20 protein-coding genes are annotated in these 19999 nt (G+C 65.0%); 13 read left to right on the top strand and 7 right to left on the bottom strand.

The features are described from left to right. The first annotated feature begins 3 nt into the window (after positions 1-3). A complete protein-coding gene (locus tag ACZI8R_RS00755) occupies positions 4-1158 on the top strand; it encodes an adenine nucleotide alpha hydrolase family protein (RefSeq protein WP_463377654.1) in 1155 nt (384 codons plus the stop codon). 72 nt (positions 1159-1230) lie between these two features. Further along, positions 1231-2118, top strand: a complete 888-nt coding sequence (locus ACZI8R_RS00760; protein ID WP_463377655.1) for an SGNH/GDSL hydrolase family protein — start codon at positions 1231-1233, stop codon at positions 2116-2118. A gap of 30 nt (positions 2119-2148) precedes the next feature. Here the strand turns inward: ACZI8R_RS00760 and ACZI8R_RS00765 are convergent, their stop codons facing one another. Next, positions 2149-2712, bottom strand: a complete 564-nt coding sequence (locus ACZI8R_RS00765) for a type II toxin-antitoxin system PemK/MazF family toxin (protein WP_463377656.1) — start codon at positions 2710-2712, stop codon at positions 2149-2151. Positions 2713-2816: 104 nt separating this feature from the next. Here ACZI8R_RS00765 and ACZI8R_RS00770 point away from each other — a divergent pair, with 104 nt between their 5' ends. From ACZI8R_RS00770 to ygiD, 10 genes are all read left to right on the top strand, one after another. Then, positions 2817-3692, top strand: a complete 876-nt coding sequence (locus ACZI8R_RS00770; RefSeq protein ID WP_463377657.1) for an SGNH/GDSL hydrolase family protein — start codon at positions 2817-2819, stop codon at positions 3690-3692. Positions 3693-3779: 87 nt separating this feature from the next. Further along, a complete protein-coding gene (lepA, locus tag ACZI8R_RS00775; RefSeq protein ID WP_463377658.1) occupies positions 3780-5663 on the top strand; it encodes a translation elongation factor 4 in 1884 nt (627 codons plus the stop codon). A gap of 21 nt (positions 5664-5684) precedes the next feature. Then, positions 5685-6620 carry an NAD(P)H-dependent flavin oxidoreductase gene (locus ACZI8R_RS00780; RefSeq protein WP_463377659.1) on the top strand — a complete coding sequence of 312 codons (936 nt, stop codon included), beginning with the start codon at positions 5685-5687 and terminating at the stop codon, positions 6618-6620. A 9-nt stretch (positions 6621-6629) separates the two neighbouring features. Continuing rightward, positions 6630-6821, top strand: coding sequence for a hypothetical protein (locus tag ACZI8R_RS00785; RefSeq protein ID WP_463377660.1), 192 nt, complete (start codon positions 6630-6632; stop codon positions 6819-6821). Positions 6822-6965: 144 nt separating this feature from the next. Next, positions 6966-7052 carry an Ms4533A family Cys-rich leader peptide gene (locus tag ACZI8R_RS00790; RefSeq protein ID WP_463378178.1) on the top strand — a complete coding sequence of 29 codons (87 nt, stop codon included), beginning with the start codon at positions 6966-6968 and terminating at the stop codon, positions 7050-7052. A 196-nt stretch (positions 7053-7248) separates the two neighbouring features. Further along, positions 7249-8283 carry a sulfate ABC transporter substrate-binding protein gene (locus tag ACZI8R_RS00795; protein WP_463377661.1) on the top strand — a complete coding sequence of 345 codons (1035 nt, stop codon included), beginning with the start codon at positions 7249-7251 and terminating at the stop codon, positions 8281-8283. 91 nt (positions 8284-8374) lie between these two features. Next, positions 8375-9157 (top strand): sulfate ABC transporter permease subunit CysT, encoded by a 783-nt coding sequence (gene cysT, locus ACZI8R_RS00800; protein ID WP_463378179.1) that lies wholly within the window; start codon positions 8375-8377, stop codon positions 9155-9157. Continuing rightward, the gene (gene cysW / locus ACZI8R_RS00805) at positions 9154-9960 is read left to right on the top strand and encodes a sulfate ABC transporter permease subunit CysW (RefSeq protein WP_463377662.1); all 807 of its coding nucleotides are present in this window, start codon (positions 9154-9156) and stop codon (positions 9958-9960) included. The genes cysT and cysW overlap by 4 nt, the downstream gene beginning before the upstream one ends. Further along, entirely contained in the window at positions 9957-10970 is a 1014-nt protein-coding gene (locus ACZI8R_RS00810) for a sulfate/molybdate ABC transporter ATP-binding protein (RefSeq protein ID WP_463377663.1), read from the top strand. The genes cysW and ACZI8R_RS00810 overlap by 4 nt, the downstream gene beginning before the upstream one ends. A gap of 70 nt (positions 10971-11040) precedes the next feature. Next, positions 11041-11916, top strand: a complete 876-nt coding sequence (gene ygiD / locus ACZI8R_RS00815) for a 4,5-DOPA-extradiol-dioxygenase (RefSeq protein WP_463377664.1) — start codon at positions 11041-11043, stop codon at positions 11914-11916. 42 nt (positions 11917-11958) lie between these two features. Here the strand turns inward: ygiD and ACZI8R_RS00820 are convergent, their stop codons facing one another. The 6 genes from ACZI8R_RS00820 to ACZI8R_RS00845 all read right to left on the bottom strand — a co-directional run bounded on the left by ACZI8R_RS00820 (position 11959) and on the right by ACZI8R_RS00845 (position 18419). Next, positions 11959-12846 (bottom strand): universal stress protein, encoded by an 888-nt coding sequence (locus ACZI8R_RS00820; RefSeq protein ID WP_463377665.1) that lies wholly within the window; start codon positions 12844-12846, stop codon positions 11959-11961. A gap of 91 nt (positions 12847-12937) precedes the next feature. Beyond that, a complete protein-coding gene (locus ACZI8R_RS00825) occupies positions 12938-13693 on the bottom strand; it encodes a sirohydrochlorin chelatase (protein WP_463377666.1) in 756 nt (251 codons plus the stop codon). A gap of 16 nt (positions 13694-13709) precedes the next feature. Continuing rightward, entirely contained in the window at positions 13710-15032 is a 1323-nt protein-coding gene (locus tag ACZI8R_RS00830; protein WP_463377667.1) for a sulfate adenylyltransferase subunit 1, read from the bottom strand. A gap of 2 nt (positions 15033-15034) precedes the next feature. Beyond that, a complete protein-coding gene (gene cysD / locus ACZI8R_RS00835; protein WP_463377668.1) occupies positions 15035-15982 on the bottom strand; it encodes a sulfate adenylyltransferase subunit CysD in 948 nt (315 codons plus the stop codon). Then, complete coding sequence (locus tag ACZI8R_RS00840; RefSeq protein WP_463377669.1) at positions 15979-16719, bottom strand: phosphoadenylyl-sulfate reductase; 741 nt, start codon at positions 16717-16719, stop codon at positions 15979-15981. Before ACZI8R_RS00840 ends, cysD begins: the two co-directional genes overlap by 4 nt. Continuing rightward, complete coding sequence (locus ACZI8R_RS00845) at positions 16716-18419, bottom strand: nitrite/sulfite reductase (RefSeq protein WP_463377670.1); 1704 nt, start codon at positions 18417-18419, stop codon at positions 16716-16718. The genes ACZI8R_RS00840 and ACZI8R_RS00845 overlap by 4 nt, the downstream gene beginning before the upstream one ends. 386 nt (positions 18420-18805) lie before the next feature. Between ACZI8R_RS00845 and hemW the strand changes: the two genes are divergently transcribed. Further along, a complete protein-coding gene (gene hemW, locus ACZI8R_RS00850) occupies positions 18806-19999 on the top strand; it encodes a radical SAM family heme chaperone HemW (RefSeq protein ID WP_463377671.1) in 1194 nt (397 codons plus the stop codon).

Raw genomic sequence — 19999 nt, forward strand, 5'->3', positions numbered from 1 at the left:
GTTATGGGAATCCAGGTCACTCCGCGGGCAGCCGACGACAACACGATCGAGGCCGTGTTCTCGGTCGACGGCAACGATTTCACGGTGCGCACTTCGGCCACCACGTCATTGGACAGTTCGGGAACACCGTGGCTGCCGCCCAGCATCGTTGTTGCGGGGACAACGGGGAAGCGGCTGGACCTGGGCGGTTCCGTCGACCCTGTGGCGTTGTCGGGCGGCGAGAAGGCCGGCGAACTCCTCCGTTCGTGGTACCCACAGATGTCACGCGCCGACGTACACGCAGAGGAAGCAGCTACCGAATTGCCCGACACTCGCGGTGTCGGATGCTTCTTCAGCGGTGGGCTCGATGCGTTCTATTCCGCACTGAAGAACCAAGACGAGATCACCCACCTCATCCTCGTCCACGGTTTCGACATCGACCCCCGTCGCCAGCGGCCGTACGACCGGATTTCGAGCAACGCCAAGAAGGTTGCGGCCGAACTGGGGGTGGAACTGATCGAGGTTCGGACGAACCTGCAGTTTCTCCACGTCAAGTACGGGCACAATTGGGCCAGCGCCGCGCACGGAGCGGCGCTGGCACATGTGGGGCTGCTGCTTTCGCAGCATTTGCGCAAGGTGATCATCGCGTCCTCGTTCGAGGTGGGGCGTCGAGACCCGCACGGCAGCCATCCGGATCTCGATCCGCTGTGGTCGAGTGGCAACCTCGAACTCGTCCAGGACGGCCTCGAATCCAACCGCGTCGCGAAGGCCGACGCGGTCAAGGACAACGACCTGGTGGCGCGGTACCTGCGCGTGTGCAACCTCAACACCGACGACGAGTACAACTGCGGTCGGTGCGAGAAGTGCATCCGCACCATGGTCAATCTTTACGTCGTCGGCGGACTGGAGCGGAGCGAATCGCTGCCGCGCCGAATTCCGATCGACCGGATGAAGCAGATGCACGTGCGACCGGGTGGATTTCGTTTCGTCCAGGAGAACCTGGACGAGATGCGTGCGCGCGGAGTCGATGATCCCGAATTGGAAGCAGCGCTGGTAGGGATCCTCGAACGTAGCCCGCGTCAGCAGCAGTTCCTGAAGTATCGGTGGCTCCTTCTCGAGATCGCACCGAAGCTGCCCGGAGCCCTCTTTCGGATATTCAAGCACTGGTTGAAGAACTGAGCAGGCATGATGTGAGCTTCGACGGCCGCCGGTGGTGGCCACGGTGACTTGGGAAACGGGAGCTTCGGGGCAGTGGAACACATAACGGGCAAAAGAATGTTCGCGGCGGCCGCGGCGGTCTGCATCGCAGTGACGGTCGCGTCGTCGTCGGGTGTCGCTTCGGCCGACGAAGCCGCGCACGACGGACCTAGTTACGTCGCGCTCGGAGACTCACGTGCCTCCGGCCCGTTCGTCAACGCATCGTCGCACCGCGATCTGTGCCTGCGGTCGGCTGATCTGAACTATCCCGCTCAGCTCGCGGAGATGGTCGGCGCATCGACGTTCACGGACGTGACGTGTTCTGGGGCGAAACCGGAGCACGTCACCGACAAGGCCCAGTTCGTGGGTACCAGATTCGCACCACCGCAGATCGAATCGCTCGCACCCGACACCGAGCTGGTGACGCTGAGCATCGGCGGCGGTGGATCGAATCACCTGCCGGTATCTGTCCGGTGTGCGATTCCTGCGCCCGGGCTCGATTCGGGATGTCGGAACAATCCCGTTGCCGAACGCCTCGCCGTCGAGGGCATCGACAAGATGCGCCCGCTCGTGGACGCCACGGTCGGCGCGATCGTGGACAAGGCGCCGGACGCAGAGGTGTACATCATCGGGCACGGCGGTTCCGTCGGGCTGCGAAGCTGCTGGCCCAACATGCCGATCTCGCCCGAGGACGTCGTGTGGCTGCACGACTACTTCGAACGGTTCAATCAGATCTACGTCGACGCGGCAAAGAAGTACGGAGCTCACTACGTCGACATCGCGAAGGCGACGGTCGACGGTGGCCACGATGCGTGCGCGCCGACAGGGGAGCGGTGGTTCGAGGGAATCGTGCCGCAATCACCGGCCGAACCGGCTCACCCCAATGCTCTTGCGATGACGGCGATTGCCGAGCTCGTCGCCGCCGATACGGCGACGAGCTGACAACTGCCTTCCTGCGAGAAGATCAGCGGGTCATGACCAACTGAAGTCCGAGCGCAGACGCTGTGCGACGGTGTCGAACTTCTGTCGCTCCATGATCGCGCCTTCGCGCCTGATGCCGTCCTCGGGAACGTCGAGGACGCGGTCGAGGCGTAGCCAGCTGGGGCGTCCTTCCGCGTCCCAGCTGCCGGAGCCGATCGAGAGCCAGCCGGGCTGGCCGTCCCGCTTCGACTGAGACGACAGCATGAGCCCGAGGAGCGTTCGGCCGTCGCGGCCGACCACGAGTACCGGCCGGTCCTTGCCCTGGGACGGATCGTCCTCGTAGGCGACCCAGGTCCACACGATCTCGCCGGGGTCGGCTTGGCCGTCCAGTGCGGGCGTGTACTCGATTCGACGGGCGCGGTGCGCAGTCGGCACCGAGGTCCCGGCGACGGGCCGCCCTGGTGTGGGGGCGGGGCCGTCCGACTTGGATCCGGTGAGCGTCCGTCCGGCGCGATCGAGCGCGCCGGACCTCTGCAGTTGTCGAAACAGCTGCGGGCCCTGAGACACCGCGAGTCGGCCCAGCTTCTTTCCGATAATGCTCCACGTGCTTGCCATGGTGTTCGAGTTTAGTCGGCGCGCACGATCGGGCCCGGATGCGGCATGATCTCCGAGTGAGACGACCGCGACCGGCGGATCGGCGAAGCGGGAGTGGGCACGAGATGTCGAAGATCGCGCGGTGGCGAGTCGGAGCGATGACATTGTGTGTGGTCGCGTCGGGCGGAGTCTCGGGTGTGGCCACGGCGGCACCCGCGGACCACGAAGGCCTGAAGTATGTGGCGCTCGGTGATTCGAGAGCTGCGGGACCGTTCATCGACACGCCCTCGCACAAAGATTTCTGCATGCGCTCGGACCAGAACTACGCCTCGAAGCTGGCCAGGCAGATCGGTGCGTCGGAGTTCGTGGACGTCTCGTGCATCGCGGCGAAGGTCGAGAACGTCATCGACACCCCGCAGCGGATCGGAACCACCACCGCGGCACCGCAACTGGAATCACTGGATCCCGACACCGACCTCGTGACGATCAGTATCGGCGGCGTCGGGTCCAACCACGTCGTGATCACCAGGGAGAGCTGCGCCACTCCGCTACCGACCGTCGACCGCCACTGCCGAGACGACGCGGAGGTGGAGCAGAAGGTGGTCGATGGCATCGCGAAGGTCGCTCCCGAGATCGACCGGGTGATCGGTGCCATCGCCGCGAAGGCACCCGACGCGCAGATCGTGATCGTCGGGCACGGCGGTGCTGTGGGCAACCGCGGGTGCTGGCCGTCGCTTCCGTATTCGGACGGGGACGCGAAGTGGCTGGTCTCGTACTTCGAGCGGTTCAACCAGGTGTACGTCGATGCTGCAGCGAAGTACGGCGCCCACTACATCGACATCGGCAGCGCCACCGTCGAGGGTGGGCACGACCCGTGCGCGGCGCCAGAAGACAAGTGGTTCGAGGGTCTGATCCCGACCGATTCCGCTCAACCCGGACACTTCAACGAGCGCGGTATGGCGGCCGTCGCGGACATGATCGTCGACGAATTGGGAGCCTGATTCGTGGACGTGTCGGTCCACCTGCTGCGAGCCCGTGACACCCAGCTGTCTGTAGGGGTTCACCTTGGATATCCTGACTGGTGACAGTTGACCCGAAACCGGGTCGGTGCCGGTCCAGGTAAGGGGTTCCCCATCAGCAGCTTCGCAGACAAGACGTTCACGGATCCTGCGCAGATCCGGAACTTCTGCATCATCGCCCACATCGACCACGGCAAGTCGACGTTGGCCGATCGCATGCTCCAGCTCACCGGAGTGGTGGAGGAGCGGCAGATGCGCGCGCAGTATCTGGATCGCATGGATATCGAACGTGAGCGCGGAATCACCATCAAGGCTCAGAACGTTCGTCTGCCGTGGACCGTGGACGGTGAAGAATTCGTCATCCACCTGATCGACACACCGGGTCACGTCGACTTCACGTACGAGGTGTCCCGCGCTTTGGAGGCATGTGAAGGCGCGGTTCTCCTGGTCGACGCTGCACAGGGCATCGAGGCGCAAACTCTCGCCAACCTCTATCTGGCGATGGAGAAGGACCTCACGATCATCCCGGTGCTCAACAAGATCGACCTTCCCGCCGCGGATCCGGATCGCTACGCGGCCGAGATCGCGCACATCACCGGCTGCGAGCCCGAGGACGTGCTGCGGGTGTCGGGCAAGACCGGCGTCGGAGTGACGGAGCTGCTGAACGAGGTGATCAAGCAGGTTCCCGCTCCGGTCGGGAACGCGGACGGCCCGGCGAGGGCGATGATCTTCGACTCCGTGTACGACGCCTACCGCGGCGTCGTCACCTACGTCCGCGTCGTCGACGGACGCATCTCGCCGCGCGAGAAGATCACCATGATGTCGACCGGTGCCACACACGACCTGATCGAGGTCGGCATCATCTCGCCCGAGCCCAAGGCCAGCGTCGGGCTCGGGGTCGGAGAGGTCGGCTATCTGATCACCGGTGTGAAGGACGTCCGGCAGTCCCGAGTGGGAGACACGGTCACGGCTGCTCGTCACGGTGCCGAAGAGCCCCTGGTCGGCTACCGAGACCCGAAACCGATGGTGTACTCGGGGCTCTACCCACTCGACGGATCCGATTACCCGGTACTGCGCGATGCGCTCGACAAGCTTCGCCTCAACGACGCCGCGCTCGCCTACGAACCGGAGACCTCCGTGGCTCTGGGCTTCGGCTTCCGATGCGGATTCCTCGGGCTGCTCCACATGGAGATCACCCGTGATCGCCTCGAGCGGGAGTTCGGACTCGACCTCATCTCGACCTCGCCCAACGTGGTGTACCGCGTCGTGATGGAAGACGGCGTCGAACAGGTGGTGACCAACCCCTCGTACTGGCCCGAAGGCAAGGTTCGGGAGGTTTACGAGCCGATGGTCAAGTGCACGGTGATCGCGCCCAGCGAGTTCATCGGCGCGATCATGGAGCTGTGCCAGAGTCGCCGCGGCGACCTTGCCGGCATGGACTATCTGTCGGAGAGTCGCGTCGAACTCCGCTACGACATTCCGATGGGCGAGATCATGTTCGACTTCTTCGATGCGTTGAAGTCGCGGACGAAGGGCTACGCGAGTCTCGACTACGAGGAAGCCGGTGAACAGCAGGCCGATCTCGTGAAGGTGGACATCCTGCTTCAGGGCGAGGCAGTCGATGCGTTCTCGTCGATCGTGCACCGCAGCGCTGCCGGTGCCTACGGTGGCAAGATGACGTCGAAACTTCGGGAGCTCATCCCGCGTCAGCAGTTCGAGGTGCCCATCCAGGCGGCGATCGGTTCGAAGATCATCTCCCGCGAGAACATTCGGGCGATCCGAAAAGACGTGCTCGCCAAGTGCTACGGCGGCGACATCAGCCGTAAGCGCAAGCTGCTCGAGAAGCAGAAGGAGGGCAAGAAGCGGATGAAGACGATCGGCCGGGTCGAGGTTCCGCAGGAAGCCTTCGTGGCCGCATTGTCGTCCGACGCACCGGAGAAGCCGAAGAAGTAGTACGACGAGATTGGGGACATCGTGGCGATCGACACCTGGCTGACCCGGACCCTCGGCATCGAGCATCCGATAGTCGGTGCGCCCATGGGTGGCAGAGCCGGCGGCGCCTTGACCGGTGAAGTGTCCAAGGCCGGCGGGATCGGCATGCTCGGTGCCGCGCGGTACGCCACACCCGAGTGGGTCGCCGCCGAGGTGGCGACGGCTCGTGACATCGGTGGCGACACCTTCGGGATCGGGCTCATGACGTGGGCGCTCGATGACGACGATTCGTTGCTCGGCACGGCCCTCGAGCAGCGTCCGAAGGTGGTGTCGCTGTCCTTCGGTGACCCGGCGCCGTACGTCGCACGGGTCCACGACGCCGGGGCCCTGGTGATGTCGCAGATCAACTCGCTCGAGGACCTCCGGGTCGTCGAGGCCGCAGGAGTCGATGTCGTGGTGGCGCAGGGCGGGGAAGCGGGCGGACATACCGGTCGGATCTCGACGTTGCCGTTGCTGCAGGAAATTCTCGAAGAGGCCACCCTCCCGGTCCTGGCGGCCGGCGGGATCGCGACCGGCCGGGGGCTGGCTGCAGTTCTGGCTGCCGGTGCGGAAGGTGCGCTCGTCGGTACGGCCCTGCTGGCCAGTCCGGAGACGGTCGGTCCGGACTACGCCCGAGACCGAGTGGTGGCGGCGAGCAGTGCCGACACGGTGTACACCTCGATCTTCGACCGAGCGCGTAGTCAGCCGTGGCCGACCCGTTGGGGTGGTCGAGCGCTGACCAACGACTTCACCTCGAGGTGGCACGACGCCGAAGCCGACGAGTCCGCGCTCGCGGCCGCCTACGATCCCGCCGACCCGAACCTCGGCGTCGTGTACGCCGGGGAAGCGGCCGGTCTGGTTCGTTCGTCACGGCCCGCGGGCGAGATCGTCAGGCAGATCGGGGAACGGGCCGACGAGTTGCTCGGGCGCTTTCGATAGGCTGGCGACATGGAACAGACGGCCGGGTGGTGGGACGGCTTCGAATTGTGGGTCGCCGGCCTGCCCTTCGTGCCGCAGGTGGCCCTCGTGCTGTTGGTCGTGGTGCCGTTGTGCCGCGGGATCGCCTGGTTGTTGGATCGCGGTCTCGCCGCGGTGTTCGTGCTACTTCGACGAGATGCGTCGAAAACGGAGGATCGGTAGATGCCGCGCTCACGAGTGACACTGGCGCTGATAGGTCTCTTGATTCTCGTCGTGGTTGCCTGGTTGCTGACCCTCTGATCTCGGGTCGGGCCTGCTCTTGTCTCGAATCGGGCTAGGGAGTCCGGTTCTGCTAAAGTCACCGACGTGTCCAACACCTCCGCGCACCAGGTCCGCCACGAATTGGCGTTGATCGCAGTCGGAATGTTGGCTGTCGCAGACATCGACTGTTGATGCCGACTCTCGTGGTGAGCTGACCCGTCTCGGTCGATCCTTCGGCCGATCGACGCGCCCTCGCTCTCGATTCTGCTGCGGATGTCCGGTTGCACCCTGCCGGACCGCGCTCGATCGGCCACACCATCAACCCCTCGGTATCTCCTCACCAGTTGTGACGGCTGCATCGTCAGCCCCTCCGAAAGGCATTTCCGACATGAGACGACGTTCTCGTCTGTTGATCACCGCACTGGCAGCAGTGAGTGCGGTGACGTTGAGTGCCTGCAGTGGCGGCTCCAGCGACACCGTGGGCGCCGAGTCGCAGGACGGCGGTGACGGCAGCGGTGGAAATATCAGCCTCTTCGCCTATGCCGTTCCCAAGGTCGGCTTCGACAAGTTGATCCCAGCGTTCGAAGCCACGGAAGCGGGGGAGGACGTCCAGTTTCAGCAGTCCTACGGAGCGTCCGGCGATCAGTCCAGGAAGGTGAAGGACGGCGCGAGCGCGGATTTCGTCAACTTCTCCGTCCAGCCGGACATCACGAGGCTCGTCGACGCCGGACTGGTTGCAGAGGACTGGAACAAGGACGCATACAGCGGCGTGCCGTTCGGGTCCGTCGTGACGATGGTGGTGCGCGAGGGTAATCCGAAGGGAATTCGAGACTGGGACGACCTCCTGAAGCCCGGCGTCGAGGTGGTGACCCCCAACCCGTTCAGTTCCGGATCGGCGAAGTGGAATCTGTTGGCGCCCTATGCTGCCAAGAGCGACGGCGGCAAGAACGAACAAGCGGGTCTCGACTACGTGAAGCAGTTGGTCGACGATCACGTCCGGATTCAGCCGAAGTCCGGTCGCGAAGCGACCGAGGCGTTCCTTCAGGGCTCGGGCGACGTCCTGCTCAGCTACGAGAACGAGGCGCTGTTCATCGAGGACAACGGCGATCCTGTCGAACACGTGACTCCCGCACAGACGTTCAAGATCGAGAACCCGGTCGCGGTCCTGCAGAACAGCGCGAATCTCGAGAAGGCGAACGCGTTCAAGGACTTCCTGTACACGCCCGAGGGCCAGCGGCTGTGGGGAGAGTCCGGGTTCCGTCCGGTGGATCCCGAGGTCGCCAAGGAGTTCGCGGACAAGTTCCCCGCGCCCGAGAAGCTCTACACGATCGCGGATCTCGGCGGTTGGGACACTGTCGACGGTTCACTGTTCCAGAAGGACGTCGGATCGATCGCCCAGATCTACGACGGCGCGACCAAGTGATGGTGTCGTGACCGTCCGAGAGTCGGCGGGCGGCGCCACGAAGAGTCCCACGCGCGGCAAGCGAAAGAAGCTCGCGAGGGTCACCGGAACGGTGGGGCCGGTGGGGATCGGAATCGCCACACTGTGGTTGAGCGTGATCGTCCTGCTGCCGTTGGCGGCGCTCACGGTGGCGTCGTTCGAAGACGGTGTCGGCGGGTTCGTCGACGCGGTGACTTCGCCTGTCGCTCTGGCCTCGTTGCGGGTGACCGTGCTGGTGTCGGCTGTCGTCGCCGTGATCAACGTGGTCATGGGGACGCTGATCGCTTGGGTTCTCGTTCGTGACGAGTTTCCCGGGAAGCGGGTCGTCAACGCACTGATCGACCTGCCGTTCGCCCTTCCGACGATCGTGGCGAGCATCGTGCTGCTTTCTCTGTACGGGCCGGACAGCCCGATCGACATCCAGCTCAACGCAACTCAGCCGGGACTGGTCGTCGCACTCGCCTTCGTCACCCTGCCCTTCGTCGTTCGATCGGTACAGCCGGTACTGATCGAGCTGGACCAGGATGTCGAGGAGGCAGCGGCGTCGCTCGGTGCGAACAATTTCACGATCTTTCGTCTGGTCGTCCTCCCTACGCTGGCGCCGGCCATTCTGGGCGGAGCCGGACTCGCTTTCGCCCGAGCGATCGGTGAATACGGATCGGTCGTGCTCATCGGCGGCAACATTCCACGAGAGACGCAGGTGGCGTCGCAGTACATCCAGCAGCAGATCGAGATCGATCGTCCCGTGAATGCTGCCGCGGTGTCCGTGGCGCTGCTCGCGATCGCGTTCGTCACGCTGTTCGTTCTCCGCGTCCTGGCGAGCAGGAACACACGACGTCAGGAGCAGGACTCGTGAAGACGTCGACACCGACGAAACTCGTGCTTCGCACGGTGGGGTTGCTCTACCTGTTCGGGCTGTTGCTCGTGCCGATTCTGTTGATCCTGTTCCGGACCTTCGAGAACGGCATCGGGGCGTTCATCGATTCGATCAGTACCCCTGCGGCGATCTCGGCTCTCAATCTGTCACTTCTCATCGTGGCCATCGTGGTTCCGATCAACGTGGTGTTCGGTGTCGTCACCGCGTTGGCGTTGGTGCGCGGCAGGTTTCCCGGGCGCGGCGTGATCCAGGCAGTCGTCGATCTTCCGTTCGCGGTGTCGCCGATCGTGGTGGGCGTGTCGCTCATCCTCTTGTGGGGCGTGAACGGCTGGTTCGGTGGGCTCGAGTCGGCGGGGTTCCAAGTCATCTTCGGGTTACCCGGAATGGTGATCGCCACGATCTTCGTGACCCTTCCGTTCGTCGTGCGAGAGGTCGAGCCGGTTCTGCACGAGATCGGTGACGAGCAGGAACAAGCTGCGGCCACCCTGGGCGCATCCAGATGGCAGACGTTCTGGCTGGTGACCTTGCCGGCAATTCGGTGGGGCCTGACCTACGGGGTCGTACTCACGGTGGCTCGGTCGCTGGGCGAGTTCGGTGCCGTGATCATGGTGTCGTCCGGGTTCCCGGGCGTCTCGCAAACCCTGACACTGTTGGTTCACGCCCGCTACATCGACGACCACAACACTTTCGGCGCCTACTGTGCCGCAACGCTGCTCATGGGTATCGCATTGATCACCCTGCTTTTGATGACATTGCTCGACCGGAAGAGGAGTACGACATGATCACCGTCACCGGAGCGAGCAAGAACTACGGGGATTTCGCTGCCCTCGACGACGTCACGATCGACGTACCTGCGGGCAGTCTCACGGCTCTGCTCGGCCCCAGTGGTTCCGGCAAGTCGACGTTGTTGCGGGCGATCGCCGGCCTGGAGAATCTCGACACCGGAGTCGTCACCATCGGTGGCAACGACGTGACCGGCATCGCGCCGCAGAAGCGCGACATCGGTTTCGTCTTCCAGCACTACGCGGCGTTCAAGCACATGACGGTCCGCGACAACGTCGCCTTCGGGTTGAAGATTCGCAAGCGGCCGAAGCCCGAGATCGCCAAGCGCGTCGACGAGTTGTTGGAGATCGTCGGCCTCGACGGGTTCCAGCATCGATATCCCTCCCAACTGTCGGGAGGCCAGCGGCAACGGATGGCGCTCGCGCGGGCGCTGGCGGTGGATCCACAGGTGCTTCTGCTCGACGAGCCGTTCGGCGCGCTCGATGCGAAGGTCCGTACCGATCTCCGAACGTGGTTGCGTCGCCTTCATGACGAGGTGCACGTGACGACCGTTCTGGTCACCCATGATCAGGAGGAGGCACTCGATGTCGCCGACCGGATCGCGGTCATGAACAGTGGCCGCATCGAGCAGGTCGGGGTGCCTGAAGACCTCTACGACCGGCCGGCAAACCACTTCGTGATGTCGTTCCTCGGTTCGGTAGCGAAGTTGAACGGTCAGTTGGTCCGGCCGCACGACATTCGTCTCGGCCGCGATGCCGGTCTCGCCTCGGCGCAGGAGTCGGGCACCGCCGTATCCCTGGGCATCACACGGGCCACGGTGCAACGCGTCGTGCATCTCGGTTTCGAGGTGCGGGTCGACCTGAAGAACGAGGCGACCGGCGAACTCTTCTCTGCGCAGGTGACACGAGGAGACAGTGAGGCATTGCAACTGGCGGAAGGGGAGACCGTGTACGCACGGGCTACCAGGACACCGCAACTTCCCGAAACTGCGGTGACCGCGGGGGCCTAGCACGAAGCGGCGCACTCGTTCGGCCGGATCTGGTCCTAGTATCGGGACGACACCGACTCGGAGGTACCCGATGGACAACGTCACCATGCCCGCGGCCTTCCTTGGTCACGGCAACCCGATGAATGCGCTGGAATCCAATCGCTACACCACGGCCTGGGCCGCGTTCGGAAGGTCGGTCCCGCGTCCGCGCGCAATACTGGTCGTCTCCGCGCACTGGTACACCAACGCCACCGCGGTCACCTCCATGACGCGTCCGCGCACGATCCACGACTTCTACGGTTTCCCGCAGGATCTTTTCGACGTCGAATACCCGGCGCCCGGCGCGCCCGAGATCGCCGAACTCGTCGCCGACGTCGTCGAACCGACTTGGGTCGGGCAGGACGTCGACAGCTGGGGGATCGATCACGGCACGTGGTCGGTGCTCGTCCACGCGCTCCCCGACGCCTCGATCCCGGTGGTCCAACTGTCGCTCAACGCGTTCAAGGAGCCCGAACGGCACTTCCGCCTCGGCCGCAAGCTCGCGGAGCTGCGCAAGCAGGGGGTCCTGATCATCGGCAGCGGGAACGTGGTCCACAATCTTCGGGCCGTCGACTTCGCGCAGCCGGATACCGGCTACGACTGGGCCCGGCGTTTCGACGACGCCGCCCGAGAGTTGCTCGCGGACGACCCGAGCCGCATCCTGTCGCTCGACGCCCATCCCGACTACGACAAAGCCGTCCCCACCCCGGACCATTACCTGCCACTGCTCTACGTCGCCGGGTTGGCCGACACGACGCCGCTCGACGTGTTGATCGACGGCTACGCGGCCGGCTCATTGTCCATGACCTGTTACTCGCTGGGGCTCGACCCCGCGACGGTCGCGGAGATCGGTGGCGGAGGTACGGAAGGCGCCGACCGAGCAGCCGACCTCCCCACGGGGTTCCCTGCGTTGGACTCCAACATCTAGGGATGCGCTGATTCATTCGGTGCCGGCACCGGTCGACGTCGATCAACCTTCGCGGCAGATGAGGATGGGGCACCAGGCACGGTGGATGAGCGCTTGGCTCGTCGAACCTACGACGGAGGCCATGAACGGGCTGCGGCCGTGGCTTCCCACGACGATCATGCGAGCTTCGGCGGAGTGTTCGAGCAGGACCTTGATGGGGCCGCCGCGCTGAACGCTGCGGGTGACTTCCACGTCGGGGTACTTCTCGGACCAGCCGGCGAGTGCTTCACCGAGGACCACGTTCTCGTGGTCCTCGGTGGGGGCCCAGTCGGTGAAGCGTCTGGCTTCGGAGTACCCACCGAGCGACGAGTGCTCCGACCACGTGTGAACTGCTACGAGTGGAGCCCCGAAGAAGGACGCGAACTCGAACGCATGTGCCACCGCCATGTTGCTGAGATCGCTGCCGTCGACACCCACGACGATGGGGCGTTCGTCGGAGGCCTCGGATACCACCGGTCCACGCCACACCACGACCGGGCATTTGGCATGGTTCGCGACGCGCACGACGTTCGAGCCGACGAACACCGACTGCATCTCGGTGGTTTCTGCCGGGCCGAGTACCACCATGCGCGCAGTCCGTGACATGTCGACCAGGGCTTTGGCCGGAGGTCCTGGGCGAATACGTCGTTCGATGGTGAAATCTGCCCGCCCGTCCCGGATGGCGTGCTCAGCCGCATCGAGGAGTGCGTGACTTTCCGGGTCCGAGTCCCTGGTGACAACCTCGTCGTCGCCCAAGGATGCGAGATCGCTCCGCCCGCGGACGATATGGGTGAGGTACAGGGGCTCGCCGAATCGTGCGGCGGCGGAAATCGCCCAACGTGCCGCGTCCACGGCGCTGTCGGACCCGTCGATGCCCGCCACGATCCCATGCCGAATCGGTGCTGTGGTCATGATCATCTCCTAGCCTTGCTTCCAGTCTGGGCCAGACCGGAACGTCCGCGCTAGTGCAGATGTCGAGGAGGCGGAGCGGCGGGCCGAGCCGTCAGGCCGACAGCGTGGTATCCGCCTCGAGGAAGAGAGCAGGTTCGTCGAAGCGCTCGAGCACCACGTCGACGAGGGCGGCATGCGCGCCGATCGGGGCAGCGAACACGGCATGGGTCGTCGCGGCTTCGGCGGCTGGACCGAGTCGGTCGGTGAGCAGGCCGGGCGCAAGGAACCACGGGGCAATCACGACGCGCTGCGCGCCGGCCGCCCGCAGGCGATCGATTGCCTCGGCGACGTCGGGCGCGGCCGCCGTCGCGAAACAGGTTTCGACGGCGACCCAGTTCGTGCCGACGGTCAAGGACTCGCCGAGCTGCCGGGTGCGTGCGTTGGCGTCCTCGTCGGACGAACCGACCGCCGCGAACGCGACCCCTAGGGTCTTGTCCGATTCCGAACACCCTGCTTCGACTATGCGGTCACGTACCGCATCGAGTAGGCGTGCGTCCCGCCCGAGGACGTCCGATTGGACGACCGTCAACGATGGGTGCTTCGACCGGACTCGATCGAGGATTGCCGGTAGGTCGACGCGGGCATGAAACGCACTGCCGAGCAGCAGAGGCACGACGACGGCGCAGTCGTGACCTTCTGCCGCTACACCGTCGAGTACCTGCTCGACCGAGGGGGCATTGAGGTCGAGAAAGCACAGTCGCACGTCCAGGTCGGGACGACGTTCCCGGATCGCCGCAACGGCAGCCGCGACCATCCGCGCACTGCGCGGGTCGCGACTGCCGTGCGCGACGGCGACCAGTGGTGTCATACCGGGACCAGCATCGTCAGACTGCGGCGCTCTCGCCGAGTTCCACGGCTGCGATCGCATCGCCCACGAGACCGGCCGCAAGGGTGTTGCCGCCTGCCGGGTCGATGAGGAGGAAGCTGCCGGTCTGGCGGTTGACGTTGTAGTCGTCCGCGACGATCGGCTCGGCGACGCGCACCGAGATCTTGCCGATCTCGTTGAGCTCCAAGGATTCCGGCTGCTGGGTCGAGGTCAGTGTCTGCTCGTCGAAACGCTCGACCAGTCCGCCGACGATCGCCTGAGTGGTCCGAGTTCCGTGCTTCAGGAGCAGTCGTGCACCCGGGCGCAGCGGCTTCTCCGCGAGCCAGCACACGGTGGCGTCGAACTCACCGATCGGCTCCGGTGCATCGGCGACGGAGGTGATGGTGTCGCCACGGGAGACATCGATGTCGTCCGCGAGTACCAGCGTGACGCTGCGGCCGGCGTGGGCGGAATCGAGTTCTCCGTCCGCGGTGTCGATCCGGGTGACGGTGGTGCGCACGCCCGAGGGCAGCACGACGACCTCGTCGCCGGTGGTGACCTCACCTGCCGCCACCTGACCCGCGTACCCGCGGTAGTCCGGGAACTCCGCAGTCCGGGGCCGGATCACGTACTGCACCGGGAAGCGGAGACCCACGCGATGCGGTTCGGCGTCCACGGGAACCGACTCGAGGTGCTCGATGAGGGTCGGGCCGTCGTAGTACGGGGTGTTCGTGGAGCGCACGGCCACGTTGTCACCGTGCAGCGCCGACACCGGAATCTCGAGTACGTCCTCGGACGCCCAACCAAGCGAGGTGGTCAGTGAGTTGAACTCGGCCGAGATGTCGCGGAACACGGTCTCCGGGTCTTCGACGAGGTCGATCTTGTTCACCGCGAGAACGAGCTTCGGCACGCCGAGCAGCGCCAGAACAGCGGCGTGCTTGCGGGTCTGGGAGATGACGCCCTTGCGTGCGTCCACAAGGAGGATCACGAGCTGCGCGGTCGAGGCACCCGAAACGGTGTTCCGGGTGTACTGCACGTGACCGGGCGTATCGGCGAGCACGAAAGTGCGATTCGGCGTCGCGAAGTAGCGGTAGGCGACGTCGATCGTGATGCCCTGCTCCCGCTCGGCCCGCAGTCCGTCGACGAGAAGAGACAGGTCGGGGGTGTCGAGCCCGCGATCCACGGATGCCCGTGTCACGGCGTCGATCTGATCTGCGAGCACCGACTTGGTGTCGTAGAGCAACCGGCCGACGAGGGTCGACTTTCCGTCGTCGACGCTTCCGGCGGTGGCCAGGCGGAGCAGCTGAGTGCCCTCGGCGATCTGTGCGTTCGTCTGGCTCATGATCAGAAGTAGCCCTCTCGCTTGCGGTCTTCCATGGCCGCTTCGGAAACTCGGTCGTCGCCACGGGTGGCGCCGCGTTCGGTGAGGCGTGATGCCGCGACCTCGTCGAGAATTGCCGCGTTGTCGTCGGCCTCGGACAGCACGGCACCCGTGGTCGATCCGTCGCCGACGGTGCGGTAACGCACGGACAGGGTCTGCAGCTCTTCGCCTTCGGCCGGGCCACCCCACACACCGGGGGTCATCCACATGCCGTCGCGCTGGTACACCGGGCGCTGGTGGGCGTAGTAGATGCTCGCCAGTTCGACGTCCTCACGGGCGATGTAGCGCCAGATGTCGAGCTCTGTGAAGTTGCTGAGCGGAAAGACTCGCACCTGTTCGCCCGGGGAGTGCTTGCCGTTGTACAGATTCCAGAGTTCCGGGCGCTGCTTCTTGGGATCCCACTGGCCGAATGCATTGCGGAGCGAGAAGATCCGCTCCTTGGCGCGGGCTCGTTCCTCGTCGCGGCGAGCGCCACCGAACACCGCATCGAAACGGTTTTCGGAGATCGCGTCCAGCAGCGGAACGGTCTGGAGTGGGTTACGTATCCCGTCCGGACGCTCCGTCAGGCGGCCGTCGGCGATGTAGTCCTCGACCTTCGCGACGTGCAGACGCAGGTTGTACTTCTCGACGACGTGATCGCGGAAGTCGAGTACTTCCTGCAGGTTGTGGCCGGTGTCCACGTGCAGCAGCGCGAATGGCAGCGGTGCGGGCCAGAACGCCTTGATCGCAAGGTGCAGCAGAACGGTCGAGTCCTTGCCGCCCGAGAACAGGATGACCGGACGCTCGAACTCGCCCGCGACCTCACGGAAGATGTGGATCGCCTCGGATTCGAGGGCGTCGAGGGTGTCGAACCGGTTGCCGTCCAATCGAGGACGCGCGGCCAGGTCGGTGAGAGTGCTATCGATTGTCATGAGGCGTGCAACCCGCATTCTGTCTTGGCCCGACCGGCCCAGCGACCGCTGCGCGGATCGCTGCCGGGGGCAGGCTTGCTGGTGCACGGAGCGCACCCGATGGACGGATAACCTTCGTCGACGAGTGGATTCACGAGGATCGAATGCTCGTCGATGTAGGCCTGCATTTCTTCGTCCGACCATGCGGCGATCGGGTTGATCTTCACCAGCCCGAATGCGTCGTCGAACGAGATCAGTGGAGCGTTGGCGCGAGTGGGGGATTCCACCCGGCGGATGCCGGTGACCCACGCCTGATAGCCGCTCAGGGTGTTCTTCAGCGGCGCGACCTTGCGGAGCGCGCAGCAACGGTTGGGGTCACGGGCGAAGAGATCCTTGCCCTCGGCCGCATCCTGCTCCGCGACACTGTTCGCGGCTCGCGCGTTGATGACGTTCACGCCGTACACCTGCTCGACTGCGTCCCGCGTGCCGAGAGTCTCGGCGAAGTGGTAGCCGGTGTCGAGGAACAGGACGTCGACACCGGGGTGGGTCTGCGCCGCGAGGTGGACGAGTACGCCGTCCTGCATGTTGGACGCGACGATGTATCCGCCGCGATCGTCCGCCGTTCCGGCAGTTTGCGTGCCGAAGTTGTCTTCGGTCCAGCGCAGCAACTCCTGTGCCGACGCACCCGCCATCTCCTCGGCGCCGCGCTCGGCGAGAGCGCGCAGCTCGTCCTGTGTGGCTGTCGCGAGGTCTGTCATCGCAAGTCCTCCTCGTCTGCGCGGACGACCCACTGTGCGAATCGCTCGCCCTCGTCCTTGTTCTTGATGAAGTTGCGCACCAGGCGCTCCACGTAGTCCGTCACTTCGTTTCCGAGCACCTTGTGCTGACGTAGCTTGCGGCCGAAGGCGTTGTCGAACCCGAGGCTGCCACCGAGATGAACCTGGAACCCCTCGACGTGGTTTCCCTCGCCGTCGTCGACGAGCATGCCCTTGAACCCGATGTCCGCGACCTGGGTACGGGCGCAGGAGTTGGGGCAGCCGTTGATGTTGATGGTGATCGGAACGTCGAGCTGAGAATTCAGTTCCTCGAGACGTGTCTCGAGCTCCGGCACCAGAGCCTGTGAACGACTGCGGGTTTCGGTGAACGACAACTTGCAGTACTCGAGGCCCGTGCACGCGATGAGGTTTCGGCGCCACCGCGACGGACGCGAAGTGAGGCCGACAGCCTCGAGATCCGAATCCAAGCCGGCGATCTTGTCCTCTGGAACGTCGACGATCACCAGCTTCTGGTAGGGCGTCAGCCGAACGGAGTCGCTGCCGACCTTGGTCATCGCGTCGGCGAGTGCGTCGAGAATCGTGCCCGACACGCGGCCGGAGACCGCGGAGAAGCCGACCGCGTTGAGGCCGTTCTTCTGCTTCGTGACGCCGACGTGGTCGATCGGGTGCGTCGGAGCGACAGGTGCCGGCCCGTCGATGAGGGGCCGCTTCAGGTATTCCGTCTCGAGCACCTCGCGGAACTTCTCGATGCCCCAGTCCTTGATGAGGAACTTCAGACGCGCCTTCGAACGGAGGCGGCGGTAGCCGTAGTCACGGAAGATCGCGACGACGCCTTCCCAGACGTCCGGGACCTCGTCGAGCGGAATCCAGGCGCCGGTGCGCTTTGCAAGCATCGGGTTGGTGGAGAGTCCGCCGCCGACCCACAGATCGAATCCGGGGCCGTGCTCGGGATGGTTCACACCGACGAACGACACGTCGTTGATCTCGTGAACCACGTCCTGGAGGCCCGAGATGGCGGTCTTGAACTTCCGGGGGAGGTTCGAGTACTCGGGATCGCCGATGTAGCGGCGCTTGATCTCCGCCAGTGCAGGACGGGCGTCGATCACCTCTTCGGTGGACAGACCGGCGAGTGGGGAGCCGAGCATCCCACGAGGGCAGTCGCCGCACGCTTCGGTGGTCTGCAGGCCGACCGCTTCGAGTCGACGCCAGATTTCTGGAATGCTCTCGATCTCCACCCAGTGCAGCTGAATGTTCTGCCGGTCCGAGATGTCCGCGGTGTCGCGCGCGAATTCCTTGGAGATCCCGGCGATGGTCCGTACCTGCTCGGTGGTGAGCTCGCCGCCGTCGGTGCGGATTCGCATCATGAAGTACGAGGCTTCGAGGATGTCGATGTTGTCGTCACCGGTCCAGGTGCCGTCGTATCCCTGCTCGCGCTGGGTGTACAGGCCCATCCAGCGGAAGCGTCCTCGAAGATCACCCTTGTCGATGCTGTCGAACCCCGACTTCGAGTAGATGTCGAGGATTCGCTGCCGGACGTTCAGCGGGTTGTCGTCCTTCTTGGACTGCTCGTTGGGGTTGAGCGGCTCGCGGTAGCCGAGTGCCCACTGTCCCTCGGCCCGGCGCTTGACGGGCTTGGCGCTCCGGGCGGGGGCGGGGGCTGGGGCGTCGGTAGTCGACGTCATGGGAGTACTCCTGGATCTCACGATGCACCGGTCCGGGGCCGAGGAGGAGGGCTGGTCCTCGTCGGGTCGTCCATGTCCGGCCGGATGTCGGAAAGAGCGTGACTGGCGGGAAGGGCTGAGGCTGCGCTGATCTACTGCGCGTCGAGACGGCTGATCGATCTACTACGCGACGAGACGTCGACACGCACAGCTGCAGACACGCTTGAGATCGACATGGCGTCGCGCCACGAGTCGTACCCCAGGTCCAGTCATGCGACCTATTGTGCCACGTCAGATCGGTTACTCGAAGAGCGGGACGTATTTCCACCGTTTTTGGGGGAAATGTCACACGTTCGCAGTCGACGGGTGGCGGAATCGTGGGGAGCGAGGCTGGGAGACTGGTGGACGTGAACGTATCGAGCACCCGATCATCCCAGTTCCGTCTTCCCGAATGGGCGACGGAAGGAATCGGCACCCGGCCTTTCGGGATCTACGTCCACGTCCCGTTCTGCGCGACTCGCTGCGGATACTGCGATTTCAACACCTACACGGCAGGTGAACTCGGTACGTCCGCGTCCCCCGAATCGTGGCTGGAAGGTCTGCGCCGGGAACTGGCCGCTGCCGCCGAGGTCACCGGTGCGCCCGCCGTCGACACCGTGTTCGTAGGGGGCGGCACGCCGTCGCTGCTCGGTGGAAACGGTCTGGCGGATGTCCTGTCCGCGGTGCGCTCGAACTTTCCGGTCACGAATGCGACCGAGGTCACGACGGAGTCGAATCCGGAATCGACGTCCCCCGAATTCTTCGACGAACTCCTGGCCGGCGGGTTCACGCGAGTCTCTCTGGGCATGCAGTCGGCGGCGCAACACGTTCTGCGGGTTCTCGATCGAACCCACACGCCCGGGCGGGCGGTGGCGGCGGCTCGCGAAGCCAGGGCCGCAGGTTTCGAGCACGTCAATCTCGATCTGATCTACGGGACGCCCGGCGAGCGTGACGAAGATCTCCGGGCTTCACTCGACGCAGTTCTCGAGGCCGAGGTCGATCACGTGTCCGCGTACGCGCTGATCGTGGAGGACGGGACTGCGCTGGCGCGCAAGGTGCGGCGCGGTGAGTTGCCGTCACCGGACGACGACGTATTGGCCGCTCGCTACGAAATGATCGACGAACGCCTCGGACGTGCGGGCTTGAGCTGGTACGAGGTTTCCAACTGGGCCCGAGACGACGACGCAGCGTGCCGCCACAATCTCGGCTACTGGGACGGCGGCGACTGGTGGGGATTCGGACCGGGCGCACACAGCCACCTCGGCGGAGTTCGCTGGTGGAACGTCAAACACCCGGCGCGCTACGCGGACGAACTCGCGGCCGGAAACCTGCCGGTGGGCGGCAGCGAAGAACTGACCGCAGCGGACATGCACGTCGAACGAGTGATGCTCACCGCTCGGCTGCGTACCGGGATCCCGATGTCGGATCTGAGGCCGGACGAGGTGCTTGCGGCCGACCAGTTGGTGCAGGACGGTCTGTTGGTGCGTGGTGGCGAGAGTTTCGTGCTGACCGACCGTGGACGTCTGCTCGCCGACGGTGTGGTTCGTACCCTGTTGACGTGA

It is taken from the genome of Rhodococcus huquni (assembly GCF_055231055.1).